Below are 18206 nucleotides of genomic sequence, written 5' to 3'. Positions count from 1 at the left end.
GGATTGAGCGTCGAGTCTCGAGAACCCTCCCGCGTGCGACAATAACGCGTCCACACCACCGACGCCGCCAAAAAGAAGGGGCCCAAACCATGGGCCCCTTTTCGATTGATCCGGCCCTCTGATTACTTGGTTGGGGCGGAATTGCACCAGTCGTGGATGCTGAGCGCCATCACCTTGATGGCCGTCAGATAATCATCGATCGAAACGTACTCGTCGTTCGCATGCATGACGGCCGTCGAACCCGGCCCGAAGATCACGGTTGGCGTATTGGCGTACTTGTTCAGGAACCGCGTGTCCGCCGCGCCCTGGCGCCCCGAGATCGTCGGCTTCTTGCCGGTGACTTCCGTATAGACGTCGCAGACGGTCTGCACGATCGGATGCTGGACCGGGATCTCCGAGGCCTCGGCATCGTAGCCGACGAACTTCACCACCGGAGGATGGTCCTTCATCCAGGGATCCTGAGCCGCAACCTCGGCAATCTTCCTGACGAGGCTCCGCTTGACGCCCTCATGGTCCTCGCTCGGCACCGTCCCGATCGATCCCTTCAGAACGGCGCTCGCCGGGAAGGCGCTCGGATAGTTGCCGGCCTGGAAGCTGCCGATGATGCAGGGCAAGGAGTCGATGGCACTCGGGTAGAGCGCGTGCTTGACGTTCGCAACGCGCTCGTCTTCGAGCTCCTGCACGGCCTTCACGATCTTGTTGCCGAGCTCGATGGCGCTGATGCCGAGGTAGCGCTGCTGGATACCGGCGGGCTTGCCTTCGATGTCGATCTGGAACCAGATGCGTCCGATGCAAGCCGGCTGCACGAACAGGTCGCTGGTTTCGCCGGAAATACCGGCATCCGCCTTGTACCCGCGGACGACGGTGTCGAGCGTGCCGTGTCCGCTGACTTCCTCGTCGATGACGATGTTGATCATGACATCGCCCTTCGGCGTGAGCCCAAGCTCCTTCAGGTACTGAACCGCGAGCACGTGGCTGGCAACGCCGCTCTTCATGTCGCACGAACCGCGGCCATAGATGCGCCCGTTCTTGATCGAAGCCGACCACGGATTGTCGCTCCATCCCTCGCCGTTGCCGACCGGGATTACGTCCGTATGACCGTTGAGCAGCAGCGAGCGACCACCGCCGGTGCCCTTCAGGGTCGCAACGATGTTGGGACGATTCTCATAGCCGCGATCGACCGGGCGGTAGCCGGGATGCTTCTTCAGCTCGTCCCAATTGGTCTCCCACATGTCGACGTCAAGACCGATCTCGGTCAGGTAGCCGTGCATATGCTTCTGGATCGCGGCTTCGTCGCCGGTCACGCTCGGGATCGCGACCATATCCTGGAGGAACTTGATCGCGTGATCTTTCGAGGCGTCGACCTTGTCGAGGATCTTCTTGCGTACGGAGTCAGTCATCTGCTTTGTCGCCTGTGTTGAGCGTTTCTCTGTTCGTTACTTGGCGCGCAGGCGCGGGATGATCTCGCGCGCGATGGTCTCGACCTGGTCCGCCTGATACTTGTACGGGACGAAGATGATCTTCTGGACGCCCAGAGCGATGTGCTCGCGAAGCTGGGCCACGCACTCGTCGACCGAGCCCATGATGGCGCTCTCGCGGCTGCAATCGCTGTGAGCCGGGAAATCCCACTCCTTGTTGAGCCAGTCCATCATGTCGGCTTCGACCGCTTGCCGCGACTTACCGATCATGATCGGCAATTGCGAGGCGTTCTTCAAAGTCGACGGATCCTTGCCGCCCTCCTTGGCGAAGTTGATGATCTTGTCCCAGGACTTCTTGAAGTCGGCCGGACGATAGAAGTAGGTGAGCCAGCCATCTCCGTTCAGAGCGGCGCGCTTCAGCACGGGATCGGCGTATCCGCCGATCAGCAGCGGAATTTGCGGCTGCGCCGGCTTGGGGTACATCACGGCCTTCGAGATGTTGTGGCGCATGTATTCGCCCGAAACCGACTCTTCGGTCCACAGCCGGCGCATGATCTCGAGATTTTCATCCATGATCTTGCCGCGCTTTTCGAAGGGAATGCCGAGCGCGTCGAACTCGCGCTTGTACCATCCGGACGCCATGCCCATGATCAGGCGGCCTTCGGACAGCTGATCCATGCTCGAGAGCTGCTTGGCGAGCGCCACGGCGTTGCGCAGCGGCAGCACCAGGATGCCGGTACCCATCTTGATCCGCTTCGTGCGCGCGGCGATGCCCGTCAACGTCGTCAGGGAATCGATGATCGGGAAGTTCGGCTCCACGCCGAGCAGCATGTGATCCCAGACCCAGACCGAATCGTAGCCGAGTTCCTCGACCCGAACGCCATACTCGACGAGCGCCCGGGCGTTGGGCATTTCGGGATAGGCGGTGAAATTGCGCGCGGCAATACCAAACGTGTTGGCGAGCGTGGTCATCGATAGATCTCCGGACTTGGTGTAGCTTTAAGCGGTGAAGAGACGGTCGGGATCGAGCATCCGCAGCGTCTCGAGTTCGTGATCGGTCGGCGGCGACGTGACGTGGAGCTTCTCGTCGAAGTCGAGCCTGAAGCCGGTGTTGTCCTGCACTTCCTCGCGGCTGACGCCGGGATTGAGCGCCAGCACCTTGATGCGGCGGGTCCGGTCGTCGAAGCCGAACACCGCGAGCTCGGTGATCACGCGCCACATGCCGCCGCTGGGCAGGCCGGAGTCGCGCCGGCTGGTGCCGCCGCGGATGAACCCGGGGCTCGTGATGAAATCGACCTTTTCGACGAAACGGCGCTTCTCGTGCTTCATCGCGACGATCATGTTGGTCAGGCTGGAGATGTCGTTGCCGCCGCCGGTGCCCGGCAGGCGCGTCTTCGGCTTCGCCGGGTCGCCGATGAAAGACGAGTTCAGATTGCCGAACTGATCGATCTGGGCGCCGCCCATGAAGCCGACATCGACGTAACCGCGCTGGAGCAGCAGCAACACATCGGCGCTGCCGAGGACCATGTTGGCGCGCTTGGTGCAGCGCTGGTCGTTGGTCGACGGCGGCAACTTGCCCGGCTCGACGAAGGCGCCGACAACGCCGCCCTCGAACAGGATGGTCAGGGCCGGACAGCGGGTGCGCTGGGCCAGGGTTGCAGCGAGCAGCGGCACGCCGATGCCGGCGAAGACCACCTGCCCGTCCTGCAGCTGGCGCGCGCTCAAGATCGCGAGAATTTCGCTTGCGGTGTAGCGCTGCGCCTCAGTCATTATAGATGCTCCTGCCCTTCTGCGTTGCCTCCAACACCTCATCCATGCCGATCAGCGAGAGATATTCGTTCCAGGACTTCGGGCTGTAGAAATAGCGGTCGAGATATTCCTGCATCCCCTTTACGGGATCCGAATTGACCTGCGCGACATAGGCTTCCATGTGCCGCATCATCGGCTCATAGAGGCCGTAGCACTCGTGCGGCGCCGATCCGTAGGGAACCTCGACCACGGCGTCGACGCAGAAGAACGGGATTTTGGTCTGGTCCGGCGCACGCCGGATCTGGTCGTTCGAGACGATCCGCTCGGTCGTGAGGATCACGCTGTTGGCGGCGAGCGCGAGATCGATGTCCATGAATTGCAGGCCGTCGATCTGGGCGTTGCCGTAAGGATCGCAGCGCTGGACATGGATCAGCGCGACGTCGGGATTGAGCGCTGGAACCAGCAGCACCTTCTCGCCCGTGAACGGACAGTCGATCTGCTTGGCCTCGGGGCGCTGGCCCACGATATCCGACCCCATCATGGCGCGGGTCGGCAGGAACGGAACGCCCATGCCGCCGGCGCGAAACCGCATGCCGACGGCCATGTGGCTCCATTCCTCATAGTGTTTGCCGCCATTTTCCACATGATGCCGCATCACCTTGGACAGGCCCCAGAGAATCCCCTGGGCGAACCAGCTGGTGACGACGTGGTTCGCGATGCCGGATCCGAACACGAGGTCGCCGTCCGTCGAGACGATGCAGCGCGAGATCGAAAGATCCTTGCGATGCTGGCGGATCAGCTCCCAGAGCATCGCCATCGGCGTGCGCGACATGGTTGACCCGCCAATACCCACTTTCATGCCGTCTTGGACGAAGCCGGCCGCTTCCTCGAGCGACACCACCTTCTCGCGCAGGCTGCGGTCACGCTGCGCCATCTTCTCTCTGAGCCGCGTGTACGGCTCCACCAGGGTATCCGGCAAAACATCCTCCTTGTCGGCAACCGGCAGCGGCTGAGGAGCGAACCGCAGGCCCTTCCTGCCAATTGAACCTATCGTACTAATGTTAGTCCCATACGTCTAGCGGAATCTTCACAACGACCGATCGTGGGACGGATTCTACCTGCGCGAGACGCCGTGGGTTTGCGATCGCCGAGCGCACAATAAAAAGACGAGCAATGCCTAGCTTTGCAGCCTGATACTCGTGGCTTCACGGCTCTCGCTATCCGCCGCGCGAGCAGACGGAGGTCGTCGCAGTGCTGCGCCTGGCCAGCACAAGATGCTGGTTCGAAACGGCGTCATAAGGGCCATAGGTCCAAAGATGGGATGTCCTGCCAGGCATCACGGCCCTTGGCACGGATCGTGCTTATGGAGTCAGCGTCGCTCTCGATGGCGTCGCCATGCAGCACCCTGCCGCAGCGATCACCGATTGAAGGTGTTGCCTGGCGCCGCAGCAGCCATACAGGCTTCAACAAGAACCAATAAGAAAGGATGGACCGTGGAGCATTATCTTACCTCGACACCAGATCATCTTCATTGGGGACTGTGGGATGGTCGACTCAGTCCCGTCATCAGAATTGCTTCGGGTGATCGGGTGACGATCGAAACGCTGTCGGCCGAGCCGGATGAAGCACTCGATCTCGCGAGCGACCTGGTCGAACCGCTTGGCCGCGGCAACATCGACGCTTCCCACGGGGCTGCACCGCGGCTATTGACCGGCCCGATCCATATCGAGGGCGCCGAACCGGGTGACGTGCTCGAGGTTCGTGTCCTCGATGTCCGCCTGCGATCCGACTGGGGCTGGAACATGAGGGCCCCGAGCGCGGCGCGGGAGATGTCATTGGACTTCTGCTGCCGGCACGTCCCGCTCGATCGCACGCGCAATATCGCGCGGCTGCCTTGGGGACGAGAACTCAGGCTATCGCCGTGCTTTGGCAACTTTGGCGTCGCGCCGCCGGCGAACTGGGACCGCCGCAAGCCGAACGAAACCACCGGTTTCAGCGGGCACATCGACAACAGGGATCTCGGCGCCGGATGCACCGCCTATTTTCCCGTCTTCGTCGCAGGCGCGCTGTTCTCGGCGGGGCATGGCCACGCGCTGCTCGACGACGGAGATGCGCAGACCTCCGCCATCGAAACGGCGCTCGCCGGCACGTTTGAATTTCACATTCGACGCAATCTGCATCTTGCGGCCCCTCGGGTCGAGACCGCATCGGCGTCGGTCGGCGCATCGATCGTCAATGCGCATGCATCGCAAGGCCGCCGCCGACGCACGAACTAACGCTGCGCGCCGCGCACAGCGTCTTGGTTCATCGTCCATGGCGGCCCGTCGCCGCCCGTGCAATGCCACCACCGCCTATTGCTGCTGCAACGCCTGATCAACGATGGCCACGGCTTCCGGCGGAGCCTTGGCCTTCCACGCTGCGATCGGCGCCGACGCGCCTTGCTTGAGCGCGGCGAGAACGGGAGCCGGCGCCGGCTCCGCGATCTGAACCCCGTTGTCGCGCATCCGTGCGTAATTTTCCGCCGTACGATTGGCCAGAAGCTGGAACTGGCGTTGTTCCGTCTCGGCAGCCACCTGCATCACCTGGCGTTGAACCGCTTCCGGGAGCGCATCAAAAGCATCGGTCCTCACAAAGGCAATCGAGATCGGAATCGCGTAGTTGATCGCCGTGAAATGGGTCAGATCCTGCCAGAGCTTTCGGCCGGCCCCGCCGTCGCCCGACGTGAGGATGGCATTCAGCTCATGGCTTCTTACCTTGGCGATTGCCTCGTTGAACGGAAGATACTCCGCCGTTGCGCCGACCGCGCGCATGACCTCGGCCGAATTGTAGTCATAGGTCCGCGCGGCAATGGACCGAAGGTCCGCCGGCGTCGAAATCGGCTGGGCACTCCAAAGGCCGGTGGACGGCCAAATGGTGATGTACAGGAGCTTGAGGCCGCGCGCGGCCAACGCCTTCTCATAGAGTGGCCGCGCCTGCTCGTTGATGGACCGCGCCGCCTCGACGGACTGGACAACAAACGGCAGCGACGGCAGGCCAAACACCGGATCGGACGCCTCAAGCGGCCCTGCAAACGCGTCGCCGCCGGCAATCCGCCCCGCTTCAGCCGCGCGCAACATTTCGCCGGAGCTGATCTTCAACTCGTTATCGAACGCATTCCGGACCGTAACGTATCCGTTCGTCTGCGCGGACACGAGCTCGGCGAATTTTTCCAAGCCAACTCCGGAGATATTGCTGCGAGGATACTCCGTTGCCATTTGCCACGTCACTTGAGCGGACGCAGGTGCGCTGAATATAGCTGCCGACGCTATGAAAAGCCCGACCACCACAGAGCGTAAGCCTGCCCAGTTGATCGACGAGGGCAAAGCAGAAACCGAATTGAGCACCGGAAATGTCCCGCAAGCACAGTTTGACCTCGATCAGTCTTGCCTATGCTGACGGTGACGTCAAACGGCCCGGCTATCTGCAGTTCGTCTTGCGCTCGCTTCGCTCAATCGGAGCCAGGCTTCTCGCGACTCTGCGCGTGCGGTCCTAGATATAACTCTCAAACGCGTGCCGCTCCGCCGGCGTCAAATGCAGGCCATGCTTGGTACGCCGGTCCAGGTAGTCGGCAGACCTTTTCGCCCACTCCCTATCGCGCAGATAGACCGCCTCGCGTTCATAAAAGTCGCCGCCGAAATGACGGCCCAAATCGACCGCGGTGCGGGCCGAGCCCAGTAGCTCGCGCGCGCGCGTCCCGTAGAGACGCGCATAGTGGTGGATGAGCCGCTGCGGGAGATCGGGATAGTCGCGCGCAAGGCCATTTGCAAAATCATCGAAGCTGCCGCCGATGTCGCCGCCCGGCAGCGGCCGATGCGCGGTCCAGGCCGGCGACAGCTTTGGAAACCACGGCGCGAGGCGCTGCAACGCCTGCTCCGCCAGCCGGCGGTAGGTCGTGATCTTGCCGCCGAAGATCGAAAGCAGCGGTGGCGCGCCCTCGGCGCCGTGAACTTCGAAGACGTAGTCGCGTGTCACCGCCGACGGATTGTCGGCGTTGTCGTCGTAGAGCGGCCGGACGCCGGAGAAGGCGTGCACGATCTCGCTCGCCTGCGGCGGCGCCCGGAAATAGCGGCCCACCACCTGCAACAGATAATCGGCCTCGTCCTCGCCGATCGCGACGTCCTCGGCGCGGCCGTGATAGGGAATGTCGGTGGTGCCGATCAACGCGAGATCATTTTCATAGGGATTGACGAAGATCACACGGCGATCGCTGTTCTGCAGCAGATAGGCTTGCGGCCCGTCCCAGAATTTCGGCACCACGATGTGGCTGCCCTTGACCAGCCGCACGCTCTGGGCGGAGTTCAGTCCGGCCACGCCCTGGATGACATTCTGAACCCATGGCCCAGCGGCATTGACCAGCGCGCGCGACCGCACGATTTGCGCGGTGCCGTCGTCGCCCTGCATCTCGAGCAGCCAGACGTCGCCGTCGCGGCGCGCGCGCACCGCCCTTGTGCGCGGCAGGATGCGGGCGCCGTCCTGCGCGGCAGCGACCAGATTGAGGACCACCAGCCTGCTATCATCGACCCAGCAATCCGAATATTCGAAGCCTCGCCGGAATTCGCGATGCAGCGGCGCGCCCTCGGGCGCCCGCGACAGATCCAGGCTGCGGCTCGCCGGCAGCTGCTTGCGGCCACCGAGATGGTCGTAGAGCAACAGCCCGGTGCGAACCAGCCAGGCCGGCCGCTGCTCCGGCGAATGCGGCAGCACGAAGCGCATCGGCCAGATGATGTGGGGCGCGGACGCCAGCAGCACCTCGCGCTCGATCAGCGCCTCGCGCACCAGACGAAACTCGTAGTATTCGAGATAGCGCAGCCCGCCATGGATCAGCTTGCCCGAACGCGACGAAGTGCCTTCGGCAAAATCATCCTTCTCGCAGAGCAGGACCTTCAAGCCGCGGCCGGCGGCGTCGCGGGCGATGCCGGCACCGTTGATGTCGCCGCCGATGACCGCGATATCGACCAGCCCGTGATCGGTGCCTGCGACCGGCGCAGTCCCCGTCATCGCTTGCTGCTGCGCCGTTTCTCGGCACGGCGCGGTGCCGCCTTCGCCGTCGCCCGGGCCTTGTTCGGCTTTGGCGCCTGCAGCCCGTAGGTGGAGAAGCCCTTCGCGGTGTCGGCGATCTCCTCGTCGCTCAGGATGATCCGCGAGTCGAGCGCGAGCGAGAGGTAGTACTGCCGCGCGATGGTCTCGAGCTCGACCGCGAGCCACATCGCCTTGTCGAGATTGGCGCCGAGCGCGATCATGCCGTGATTGGCGAGCAGGCAGCCATTGCGGCCTTCGAGCGCTGAGATCGCATGATCCGACAACTCCTTGGTGCCGTAGCGCGCATAGCCGGCGCAGCGGATGTCGGTGCCGCCGAATGCCGCCATCATGTAATGACAGGCCGGGATCGGCTTGCGCGCGATCGCGAGCACGGTCGCATAGGTCGAGTGGGTATGGACGATGGCGCCGACATCGGGCCGGGCGCGCGTGATGTCGAGATGGAAGCGCCATTCGGTGGACGGCTGCAATGGCCCCTCCCACGTGCCATAGTCGGCCTCGAGCGGCATCGATGCGATCATCTCCGGCTTCATCGAATCGTAGGGTGTCGCCGACGGCGTGATCAGCATCCGGTTCTTGTAGCGGGCGGAGATGTTGCCTGATGTCCCCTGGTTGAGACCCGACGCATTCATCCATCGGCACTTGGCGATGATTGCCTCGCGCAATTGTCGTTCCTCACGGGTCATACGGACTGCCTTTCTCTTCAGCACGGATTGCGTGGCGGCTCGCCGGCCAGGAAGCGGCGAACCTCTTCGGCCGCCTGCTCGGCGGCCACGGTGACGGTGCGCACGGAGGCGCCGGCGATGTGCGGCGTCAGCGTGACGTTGGGGAGTTGCAGCAGCGGCCAGTCCGCGGGGACCGGCTCGACCGCGAAAGTGTCGAGCATGGCACCGCCGAGATGTCCCGATGCCAGCGCATCGTACAGCGCCTCATAATCGACCAGCGGACCGCGCGCGGTGTTGATCAGGAACGCGCCCGGCTTGATCCGCTCCAGCGCGTCGCGCCCGATGAAGCGGGTGGTCTCGGGCGTCACCCGCGCGTGCAGCGTGACGACGTCGGCGCGGCCGAGCAGTTCGCCGAGCGCGACATGTTCGACGCCGTCATTGCGGTCCTGGGCGCTGAGCTGGACGTAGGGATCGGCGACCAGGATCTTGCAGCCGAAGGCCTTCAGCAGCTTGACCACGCGGCTGCCGATCGCGCCATAGCCGACGATGCCGACCGTCATCTCGCCGAGCTCGCGCCCGGTGCGGTCGGCGCGATAGAGATCGCCGCGCCACTCCCCGCCACGCAGCGCCTCATGCCCACTGCGGATCAGGCGGGTCTCGGCCAGAATCGCGCCGATGGTGAACTCCGCCACAGCGCTCGCATTGCGGCCGGGCGTATTGACCACCAGCACGTCGTGGTCGCGCGCCGCCTGCATGTCGATGTTGACCGGACCGCCCCGCGACACCGCAATGAACTTCAGCTTCGGCAGCCGCTCCAGCATCGACCGCGAGATCGGCGCCAGGTGGGTGACGAGCAACTCGGCATCGCCGATGAAGCCGATGATCTCGTCCGGCTGCCCCATGAATTCCTTCAGGCCGTCGAGCTTCGAGCCGGCGTAACCGTGCTCCATCGGCTCGTCCGGCCAGGGCTGCTCCAGGGTGCGGAGATCGACGCCATTGCCGCAGGCGGCCCGGATGTGCTCGGCGAACACCGAGGGCAGCATGAAGCGGTCGCCGATGATGGCGATGGGCTTAGACATGGTCGCCTCCGGCGCGCAGCGCGGCGAGTTGCTTCCAGACCGGCCGCGACGCCAGCCTTGCATCGAGATAGGTCGGGAACATGCTGGCGTAACGCTTCGCCAGCGCGGCGTCAGGCGATTGCGGCGCGCTCAGATGCGGCGTCACCCACTGCTCGGCGCAGGCGCGCATATCGGGATAGGCATCGATCGCGACCGCCGCGATCATCGCCGCGCCTGCGGCGCCGGCCTCGGCCCGGCTGCAGATCCGGACGTCGCAATCCAGCGCGGCGCCGAGGATGACGGCAAGCGCACGGCTCTTCGCCGCGCCGCCCGTGATCCTGACATCGCGCGGCAGCGACCCCATCGCGGCGTAGCAATCCCGTGCGGCGAAGGCGAGCCCCTCCATCACGCCGCGCATCAAGTCTCCGTAGCGGTGCCGCGAGCGTAGGCCGAAGAATTGCGCGCTGGCCTCATGCGCCACGAACGGACCACGCTCGCCGGCATCGGAGATGAACGGATGGAACAGCACCTCGCCCGGCCTCGCCCGCAGCACCTGGTCATCGAGCCGGCGGATCAGCTCAGTGCGCGTGCGCGTCACGCCTTCTGCCGCCAGCAGGTCGCATGCGAGATCGAGCATCCAGTCGATATTCAGCGTCGCCGCCATGTTGGACTGCATCTGGGCATAGTGCCCCGGTACCGGGAACGGCATGGTGTAGCCGGTCGCCTCCCGGTTCAACGTCACCGCATCTGCGTTGGAGACCAGCCGCATATGCATGCCGGTCGAGCCGATGATGGTGCAGCCGACGTCAGGCGACGGATCGTAGAGCCCGGCGCCGAGCGCGTTGCAGATCACGTCCACATAGCCGAGGCAGACCGGCACACCTTCCGGCAGGCCAATCTCGATGGCGGCCGCCGCGCTGAGCGGATGCGTCATCACCGCACCGTCAACGACCGGCGGGAACAGGCGTATCAGGTCGGCGATACCGATCAACCGCGCGGTCTCCGCATCGAAGCTTCGCTTGCGGAAATCGCCACAGGAAAACGTCGCTTCCGATGGATCGGTCGCGCGCTGGCCGGTGAGCAGGAAATAGAGCCAGTCCTTGCAATGGAAGGCCGTGGTCGCGCCGGCGATCGCCTCAGGCTTGTGCGCCTGCAGCCAGGCCAGTTGCGGCCCTTGCTGACAGGCGTTGAGCCCGGAGCCGGTGCGGCGATAAAGCGGCGTATTGCGCTCGCTGGCGCGAATTTCTTCGACCAGCCGCCCGGCGCGCGAGTCGAGCCACAGCAGCGCCGGTGCAACCGGCCGGCCGTCGTCGTCGATCAGCCAGGTGCCGTCGCCCTGCCCGGTCACCGCGATTGCCGCGATCCGCGCGGACAGGTCAGGCACCGACTGTGCGAGGGCACGAATGACCGCGACCGTATCGGTCCAGGTCCGTGCCATGTCCTGCTCGACATGGCCGCCGGCCAGGCTGCTATACGCATTCGGCTGCGAGACATCGGCAAGCTGCTCGCCGGTGAGCGTAAACGCCACCGCCTTGATCAGCGAAGTGCCGGCATCGATGCCGATGATGACGTCGCGGCTTGCGGCGGCCATGGTCAGGACACCTCCGCATGGCGAATGCAGGTCCCATCGCTGCCGAAGATGTGCAGGTGACGCGGCTCCGGCGCGAACGAGATAATCTCTCCCGGCCGCGCGGCGACGCGGCCCGGCGTGACCGCGATCAGCATCCGGCCGCCGCAATCGCCGGCGACATGCGACTGATCGCCGAGCCACTGATTGGAGACGACCTTGACCCTGACGTCGCCGGTCCCGACCACGATCTTTTGCGGACGAATGCCGATCTGCACCTGCGGCGTGCTGGCGAGCGCCTTCGCCGCTTCATTGTCGAGCCCGGCGCCACTAATATCGAAACGCATATCCGCTCCAACCGACAGGCGGAAGCCGTTATCCGACCGCGCCACCTCGGCGTCGAGCAGGTTCATCGGCGGCTCGCCAATAAAGCTCGCGACGAACAGATTTGCAGGCCGGCCCTTCAGCTCCTTCTCGCTGGCGAACTGCTGCAGCACGCCGCCTTCCATGACCGCGATGCGGTCGGCCAGCGCGCTGGCTTCGGTCTGGTCGTGGGTGACGAAGATCGCGGTCATGCCGCGCTCGGCAAGCAGGCTCTTGATCCGGCCGCGCAGCACCGCGCGCAGCTGCGGTTCGAGCTGTCCCATCGGCTCGTCGAGCAGATAGAGGTCGGCATCGCGCACCAGGGCCCGCGCCAGCGACACGCGCTGCTGCTGGCCGCCGGAGATCGCGCGTGGATAGCTGTCGAGGATGTCCTCGATCTCAACCAGGCGGGCGATCTCGTCGACGCGACGCGTCATTTCGTTGCGCGATAGCTGAGCGGATTTCAGCGCGAACGCGATGTTCTCGCGGACCGTGAGCGGGGGATAGAGCGAATAGCCCTCGAATGCCATCGCGACCTTGCGCCGCGCCGGTGGCAGCTCGTGGATCCGCCGCCCGCCGAGCGCAATCGATCCGGCCGAGACGTCCTCGAACCCCGCGATCATGCGCAGGGTCGAGGTCTTGCCGCAGCCCGACGATCCCAGCAGCGCGACGATCTCGCCCTTCTCGACCGCCATATCGAGCGCACGCACAGCATGCACCGGCACCTTGCCGCGGCTGCGATAGACCTTGTCGATACCTCGAAGCTTGAGCATGTCCATGACCATCCGCTCCTATGCCGCCTTGAGCCGGTGCGATGGCCCGATCCGGAGCCCGGTCGCGCGATCGAACAGCATCGCAGCATCGCTCGCGAAGCGGACGAAGACGCTATCGTCGGCCGCACCTTGCGGCGCATCCGGCGGCAGCGCCGCCAGCCATTCCGTTCCGTCGGCGAGACGGAGCAGCAGCACCGCCTTCTCGTGCATCGGCGTGATCGCGAGGATGCGCGCCGGGATGGCCTCGTCCGTGGCCGCAGACGACACCGCGAGATCCTCCGGCCGGACGCCGAGCCAGCATGCACCGGCAGGCGCTGCACCATCGGCAGCACCGAGCCGCATCCTGGCGCCGGCGACCATGGCCGACAGCATGCCGTGCTCCGCCACTGGAGATACCTCGGCAAGGTTGATGGTCGGATCGCCGAACAGTCGCGCGATCGCGACCGACGCCGGCTGGGCATAGATATCGGCAGGCGTTGCGACCTGCGCGAGCCGGCCGTCGATCAGCACCGCGATCCGGTCGGCGATCGCCATCGCCTCGCGATAGTCCTGGGTCACGTAGAGCACCGCGGCCGTTCCTCGCCGCAACAGGTTCGGCAGCTCGAGCCGCATCTCATAGCGCAGCTTGGCGTCGACGTTGCGCAAGGGATCATCCAGCAGCAGCACGTCCGGATTGCCGATCAGCGCCCGCGCCAGCGCAGTCCGCTGCTTCTGTCCGTTCGACAATTCGCGCGGGGTGTGGCCGAGCACGTGCTCGATCTTGAGCAGCTTGCTGATCGCGGCAACCCGGCCCGCGACTTCGTTGCCGCCAGCCTTCGCGCGCAGCCCGCTCGCGATATTGTCGCGGGCGGTCATGTGCGGAAACAGCGCAAAATTCTGGAACGCCATGCCGATGCCGCGCCGCTCGGGCGGAGCGCCGACCACCGAGCGGCCGCCGATGGTGATGTCGCCGTCGTCGGGCTCGAACATCCCCGCGATCATGCGCAGCAGCACGGTCTTTCCGCTGCCGGAGGGTCCGAACACCGCCACGATCTCGCCGGGCTCGACCGCCAGCGACAGCCCGTCGGCGGGCCGTGCCGCACCGAATGCCTTGATCACCGAATTGATCTCGAGACGCGCCATCGGATCAGCCTTTCACCGCGCCGAGCGAGAGACCTTCGACCAGATAGCGCTGCGCATAGAGCGCGAGCAACAAAGTCGGCGTCACCGACAGCACGATCGCCGCCGCGATCTGGCCATACTGGATTCCCGACGCGGTGACGAAGGCCAGCGCGCCGACGGTCACCGGCTGCTTGTCGGCGGAGGCCAAAATCAACGCGAAGACGAAATTGTTCCAGCAGAAGATGAACGACAGCAGCCCGGCCGCGGCGATCCCCGGTCCTGCGAGCGGCACCGCGATCCTCGTGAAGGCCTCGCGCCAGGAATGCCCGGCCAGCCGATAGGCGTGCTCGATGTCGGGGCTGATATCCTCGAAATAGCCGCGCACGATCCACAGGATCAGCGGCAGCGCGATCAGCTGATAGACCCAGACGATACCGAAGTAGGTGTCGTTGAGCCCGAGCTCCTGATAGTACAGCGACAGCGGCAGCAGCACGAGCAGCGGCGGCGCGAAGCGGAAAGACAGCAGCGTGAAGGCGATGGTCTCGCCGAGCCGGAACTTGAAGCGCGCAAAGGCGTAGGCCGCCGGCACGCCGAGCAGCAGCGCCAGCAGCACCGCCGCGCTCGACAGCACGACGCTGTTGAAGAGGTTGCGCATGAAGGAGATCTGCAGATTGCCGGCCGCGGTGCGCAGCTGGCCGGATATCAGCGCCTCGTAATTCGCAAGCGTCGGCTCGAACAGGATCCGCGGCGGGATCCTCAAGATCTGCTCGTTGGTCTGGAACGACATCAGGAAGATCCAGACGATCGGAAACATGAAGAAGATCAGGATCAGCGTCAGCGCCACACCGCGGAAGATGCGACCGGCAAGGCTGGAATGTTCCATCGCGCCTCTCCCCGTCACGCGTGGCCGTGCGCACGCGCGCGCAGCCGCAGCCAGTTCTTGATGAAGATGTTGGACAGGATGTTGGTGATCAGCCAGAGGATCATCAACAGCGCGGCCGACCTGCCGACATTGGTGTACTGGAAGAACTCCAGATAGGCCTGCACCTGGAACACCATCAGGCGGTCGCCGGGCCCGCCCTGCGTCATCGCATAGATGATGTCGAACTGCTGGATCGAATCCAGCAGGCGGAACAGCGAGGCCGTGATGATGTAGGGCGCCAGCATCGGCAGCGTGATGCGGAAGAACACGAAGCTTGCCGGCACGCCGTCGAGTGCCGCCGCCTCGAACGGCTGCCGCGGCAGCGAGCGCAGGCCCGCCAGCAGCAGGATCATGATGAAGGGCGTGTAGACCCAGACATCGACCAGCACGACCGTGAACAGCGCGCTCGACGGATCGGACGCCCATTTGAAATCGGTGACGCCGAACAGGCCGACCAGATAGGACAGGATGCCGAAGCTCGGATTGGTCATCAGCTTCCACATCAGGGCGGCGATCGCCGGCGCCGTCATCAGCGGCAGCAGCAGCATGATCGACACCGCATTGTGGAAGCGGCTCGGCCGGCGCAGCAGCAGCGCAATGCCGAGGCCGAGCAGCAGCTCAAGCACGACCGTCACCGCGGTGTAGGTGATCGAGATCCGGAACGTATTCCAGAACGCCGGATCGGACAGGAAGTCGACGTAGTTGCCGGCGCCGATGAAACCGCGCAGGTAAGGCAGGTTCAGCCGATAGCGCTGCAGCGAATAGACCGCCGCAGTCACGAACGGAACCAGGATCGCCACGCAAACGAGCAGCGCCGGCAGGCTGAGCAGATAGGGCAAGAGGCGCACGCGCGGCCTTGGCTTGGCCGGCGCTGCCTGCGCGTTCGTCTGGAGAAGTTGGACCATGCTCATGATGATAAGAGATCGCGTTCCGCTGGCAAACGCCGCCGGCTCGGATGGGACAACGGTCCGAGCCGGCGGATGGGTGCGGTGCGGGGGATCATGCACCGCACAGTTGATCGTCAGCCGAGACCGGCCTGCTTGAGCTGGCGGTTGATGCTGTCGGCGAGCTTGTCGAGTCCTTCGTCGACGCTGACCTCCTTCGCCACCATCTTCTGCAGCGAGGCGGCCCATTCCGTCGTCAGGTCGAAGAATAACGGTTGCGCCGTGAAGTAGATCTTGGCGCCGGGTGACGACATGTCATGCTGCTCGAGATAACCGGGATAGGATTTCGCGATGCGGTCGCGGAACTCGCTGTCCTTCCACACCGAGGTGCGCACCGGATTGACGAAGTCCATCTTGCGCGCGCCGAACAGGTCATGCTCGACGGACGCCGCCCATTGCATGAACAGCCATGCGGCGTCCTTCTGCTTGGAGAAGGTCGACATCGCGAGCGACCAGATCCAGACGTTCGGGGTCGGCGCCTTGGCGGCCGGATTGGCGGCGAACGGCGCGTAGCCGAGATGCCCCTTCTCCTTGTTGTCGCCGCCGTTCATGAAGTAGCCGAGGATGTCGGCGTCGAAGATCATGCCGGAGGCGCCGGCGCCGAGATCGGTGCCGACCTGGTACCAGGTGTAGGTCGACCAGTTCTTCGGACCTGAGGTCTGGATCATCTTGACCCACTTGTCGTGGAATTCCTTGGAGGCCTTGGTGTTCATCGCGGCCTTCAGCTTGCCGCCCTCCATCACGAAATCCTTCTGGCCGAAATTCGAATAGGCCGACAGGAAGCCCGGATGGATGGTCGCCCAGGAGCGCGAGCCGCGCACGCCGACGCCGTAGGGCCCGCCGGCGTCCTTGGTGATCTTGGCCGCGACCTCCAGCATCTCGTCGAGATTCTTCGGCGGCTTGACGCCGACCTTGTCGAAGACGTTGCGGTTGTAGGTGATGTTGTTGAGCTCGTAGCCCCAGGGGATGCACCACTGCTTGGCCTTGCCCGAGCCGAGCTCGGAGCCGGCGACGCCGTCCCACGCCGTGGAGGCGCGCAGGCCCGGCAGCACGTCGTCCCAGGCGAAGGCCGGATTGGTCTTGGCGGGATCCTTGATGTAGGTGTTGAGGTCCTCGATCCAGCCGGCGGGACCATAGGTCCAGGTCATGTAGGCGCCGGTCATGAAGGCGTCGTACTGGTCCGACTTCGACGACAGCGCCGCCGTCACCTTGTCGAAATAGACGTCCTCCGGGAAGATGTCGTAGGTGACGTTCATGCCGGTCAGCGTCTTGAACGCCTCGATATCGCCGATCATCGCATCGACGTAAGGGTGCTTGTTCAGCAGCAGCTTGACCGTCTTGCCGCTCTGGGCCTTCCAGTTGAAATCCGCGGCCATCGCCTTCGATAGCGAGGAGGCGAAGGCGGCGTTGGCGGCAATGCCCGCGATGCCGAGCTTGGCGGCGCCGTCGAGGAGATCGCGGCGGCTGATGCGTTTGGCAGCGTAGGAGTCGAACAGATTCTTCTCGCGATCGAACATGTATTTCCTCTCCTTGTTGACGCTTGTTTTATGTGTCCTTCCGGGTCTTGCTTCTTGCCTTGCCGGATGTGGTCTCCGGCTTGTCGGTTGCGAGCGCCTTTGCGGTCACCTCGTCGATGATGAGGCCATGCAGCACGCCGCTGCGCAGCACCCCGCGCAGCGCGGTGACCTTGGCCGGCCCGCCGGCGATGGCGACGATCCGGTGCTTCCTGAGATCGGCCATGCTCATGGAGGTGGCGCGGGCCGACAGATCGGTGTCGAGCACCGTTCCGTCGGCGCTGAAGAAATGTCCGAGCAGATCGGCGCAGGCGCCGACGCGCTTCAGCTCGACGACCTCGTCGGGCTTGATCATGCCGCTAGACACCAGAAAGCCGTCGCGGCTGACCTGCCCGATGCCGACGAACAGCAGCGAGGCCTTGCGCGCCAACGCGAACACGTCGGCGATGCCGAACTGCTGCATCAGGACGGCGCGATCGGCGACCGAGTTGGCGAACACGGGCACCGGCAACAGATAGGCTTCCGCGCCGGTGCGTTCGGCAAGCCGGTGAATCACGTCGAACGGATTGGCGGCGAACTTCCGCGTCAGTCCGCCGAGCAGCGAGACGAACTGCGCGTCGCGCGCCGGGGTCTGCGGCATCTGCTCGACCACGGCGGCGAGCGTGCGGCCATGGCCGACGCCGATCACCTTGTCGTCGTCGCGCTCGAGGATCTGGCGCAGGAAGCTCGCGCCTTCCAGCGCCAACGCCTTCAGCGGCAGGTCGGTCTCGCCGAGATCAGGCGCGACGCGACAGAACGAAAGACCGAAGCGCTGCGTGAGGTCGTTCTCCAGCGCGACGCATTCGGCGACCGGCCCCTCGACGAAAACGCGGATCATGCCCTCGCGGCTGGCGCGCGCGATCAGGCGGTGCGCCTTGGTGCTCTGGATGTTGAGGCGGTCGGCGACCTCCGACTGCGTCAGTCCCGCCGCGAAATACAGCCACGCCGCGCGGGTCGCGAGCGACGCCTCGCCGTCGATCGTCGGCAGCCTGTCGGGCGGTGTGGCCATGTCCGGAA

Annotated in this window: 16 protein-coding genes; 1 reads left to right on the top strand and 15 read right to left on the bottom strand. The window is 64.8% G+C overall.

The window, feature by feature from the left end:
• Positions 1 to 122: 122 nt before the first annotated feature.
• The 4 genes from XH92_RS12020 to XH92_RS12005 are packed head-to-tail and all read right to left on the bottom strand — an operon-like array spanning position 123 to position 4101.
• Positions 123 to 1400, bottom strand: a complete 1278-nt coding sequence (locus tag XH92_RS12020) for an ArgE/DapE family deacylase (protein WP_194459397.1) — start codon at positions 1398 to 1400, stop codon at positions 123 to 125.
• Positions 1401 to 1436: 36 nt separating this feature from the next.
• Entirely contained in the window at positions 1437 to 2390 is a 954-nt protein-coding gene (locus XH92_RS12015) for an LLM class flavin-dependent oxidoreductase (protein WP_194459396.1), read from the bottom strand.
• 27 nt (positions 2391 to 2417) lie between these two features.
• Complete coding sequence (locus XH92_RS12010) at positions 2418 to 3188, bottom strand: CoA-transferase subunit beta (protein WP_194459395.1); 771 nt, start codon at positions 3186 to 3188, stop codon at positions 2418 to 2420.
• Entirely contained in the window at positions 3181 to 4101 is a 921-nt protein-coding gene (locus tag XH92_RS12005; protein ID WP_194461224.1) for a CoA transferase subunit A, read from the bottom strand. The genes XH92_RS12010 and XH92_RS12005 overlap by 8 nt, the downstream gene beginning before the upstream one ends.
• Before the next feature lie 496 nt (positions 4102 to 4597).
• Here XH92_RS12005 and XH92_RS12000 point away from each other — a divergent pair, with 496 nt between their 5' ends.
• Entirely contained in the window at positions 4598 to 5443 is an 846-nt protein-coding gene (locus XH92_RS12000; protein WP_246788544.1) for an acetamidase/formamidase family protein, read from the top strand.
• Between the two features lie 75 nt (positions 5444 to 5518).
• On the opposite strand, the gene XH92_RS11995 is transcribed toward XH92_RS12000, so the two are convergent.
• The 11 genes from XH92_RS11995 to XH92_RS11945 all read right to left on the bottom strand — a co-directional run bounded on the left by XH92_RS11995 (position 5519) and on the right by XH92_RS11945 (position 18198).
• On the bottom strand, positions 5519 to 6493 hold the full coding sequence (locus XH92_RS11995) for a TRAP transporter substrate-binding protein (protein ID WP_371818074.1): 975 nt from the start codon (positions 6491 to 6493) through the stop codon (positions 5519 to 5521).
• 202 nt (positions 6494 to 6695) lie between these two features.
• A complete protein-coding gene (locus XH92_RS11990) occupies positions 6696 to 8204 on the bottom strand; it encodes a glycerol-3-phosphate dehydrogenase (RefSeq protein ID WP_194459394.1) in 1509 nt (502 codons plus the stop codon).
• Positions 8201 to 8929, bottom strand: coding sequence for a class II aldolase/adducin family protein (locus XH92_RS11985; protein WP_194459393.1), 729 nt, complete (start codon positions 8927 to 8929; stop codon positions 8201 to 8203). Before XH92_RS11985 ends, XH92_RS11990 begins: the two co-directional genes overlap by 4 nt.
• A 17-nt stretch (positions 8930 to 8946) precedes the next feature.
• The gene (locus XH92_RS11980) at positions 8947 to 9987 is read right to left on the bottom strand and encodes a 2-hydroxyacid dehydrogenase (RefSeq protein WP_194459392.1); all 1041 of its coding nucleotides are present in this window, start codon (positions 9985 to 9987) and stop codon (positions 8947 to 8949) included.
• The gene (locus XH92_RS11975) at positions 9980 to 11557 is read right to left on the bottom strand and encodes an FGGY-family carbohydrate kinase (RefSeq protein WP_194459391.1); all 1578 of its coding nucleotides are present in this window, start codon (positions 11555 to 11557) and stop codon (positions 9980 to 9982) included. Before XH92_RS11975 ends, XH92_RS11980 begins: the two co-directional genes overlap by 8 nt.
• Before the next feature lie 2 nt (positions 11558 to 11559).
• Positions 11560 to 12669: an ABC transporter ATP-binding protein gene (locus tag XH92_RS11970; RefSeq protein WP_194461221.1), complete on the bottom strand. Its 1110-nt coding sequence runs from the start codon at positions 12667 to 12669 to the stop codon at positions 11560 to 11562.
• A gap of 18 nt (positions 12670 to 12687) precedes the next feature.
• Positions 12688 to 13791 carry an ABC transporter ATP-binding protein gene (locus tag XH92_RS11965; RefSeq protein WP_194459390.1) on the bottom strand — a complete coding sequence of 368 codons (1104 nt, stop codon included), beginning with the start codon at positions 13789 to 13791 and terminating at the stop codon, positions 12688 to 12690.
• A gap of 4 nt (positions 13792 to 13795) precedes the next feature.
• Positions 13796 to 14653 (bottom strand): carbohydrate ABC transporter permease, encoded by an 858-nt coding sequence (locus tag XH92_RS11960; protein WP_028341199.1) that lies wholly within the window; start codon positions 14651 to 14653, stop codon positions 13796 to 13798.
• A gap of 14 nt (positions 14654 to 14667) precedes the next feature.
• The gene (locus XH92_RS11955; RefSeq protein ID WP_194459389.1) at positions 14668 to 15597 is read right to left on the bottom strand and encodes a carbohydrate ABC transporter permease; all 930 of its coding nucleotides are present in this window, start codon (positions 15595 to 15597) and stop codon (positions 14668 to 14670) included.
• A 116-nt stretch (positions 15598 to 15713) separates the two neighbouring features.
• Positions 15714 to 17153 (bottom strand): extracellular solute-binding protein, encoded by a 1440-nt coding sequence (locus tag XH92_RS11950; protein ID WP_194459388.1) that lies wholly within the window; start codon positions 17151 to 17153, stop codon positions 15714 to 15716.
• Positions 17154 to 17181: 28 nt separating this feature from the next.
• The gene (locus XH92_RS11945; protein WP_194459387.1) at positions 17182 to 18198 is read right to left on the bottom strand and encodes a sugar-binding transcriptional regulator; all 1017 of its coding nucleotides are present in this window, start codon (positions 18196 to 18198) and stop codon (positions 17182 to 17184) included.
• Positions 18199 to 18206 lie beyond the last annotated feature (8 nt).

The sequence above is a fragment of the Bradyrhizobium sp. CCBAU 53421 genome, assembly GCF_015291625.1.
Taxonomy (GTDB): domain Bacteria; phylum Pseudomonadota; class Alphaproteobacteria; order Rhizobiales; family Xanthobacteraceae; genus Bradyrhizobium.
This window is presented reverse-complemented; position numbering and strand designations above follow the sequence as displayed.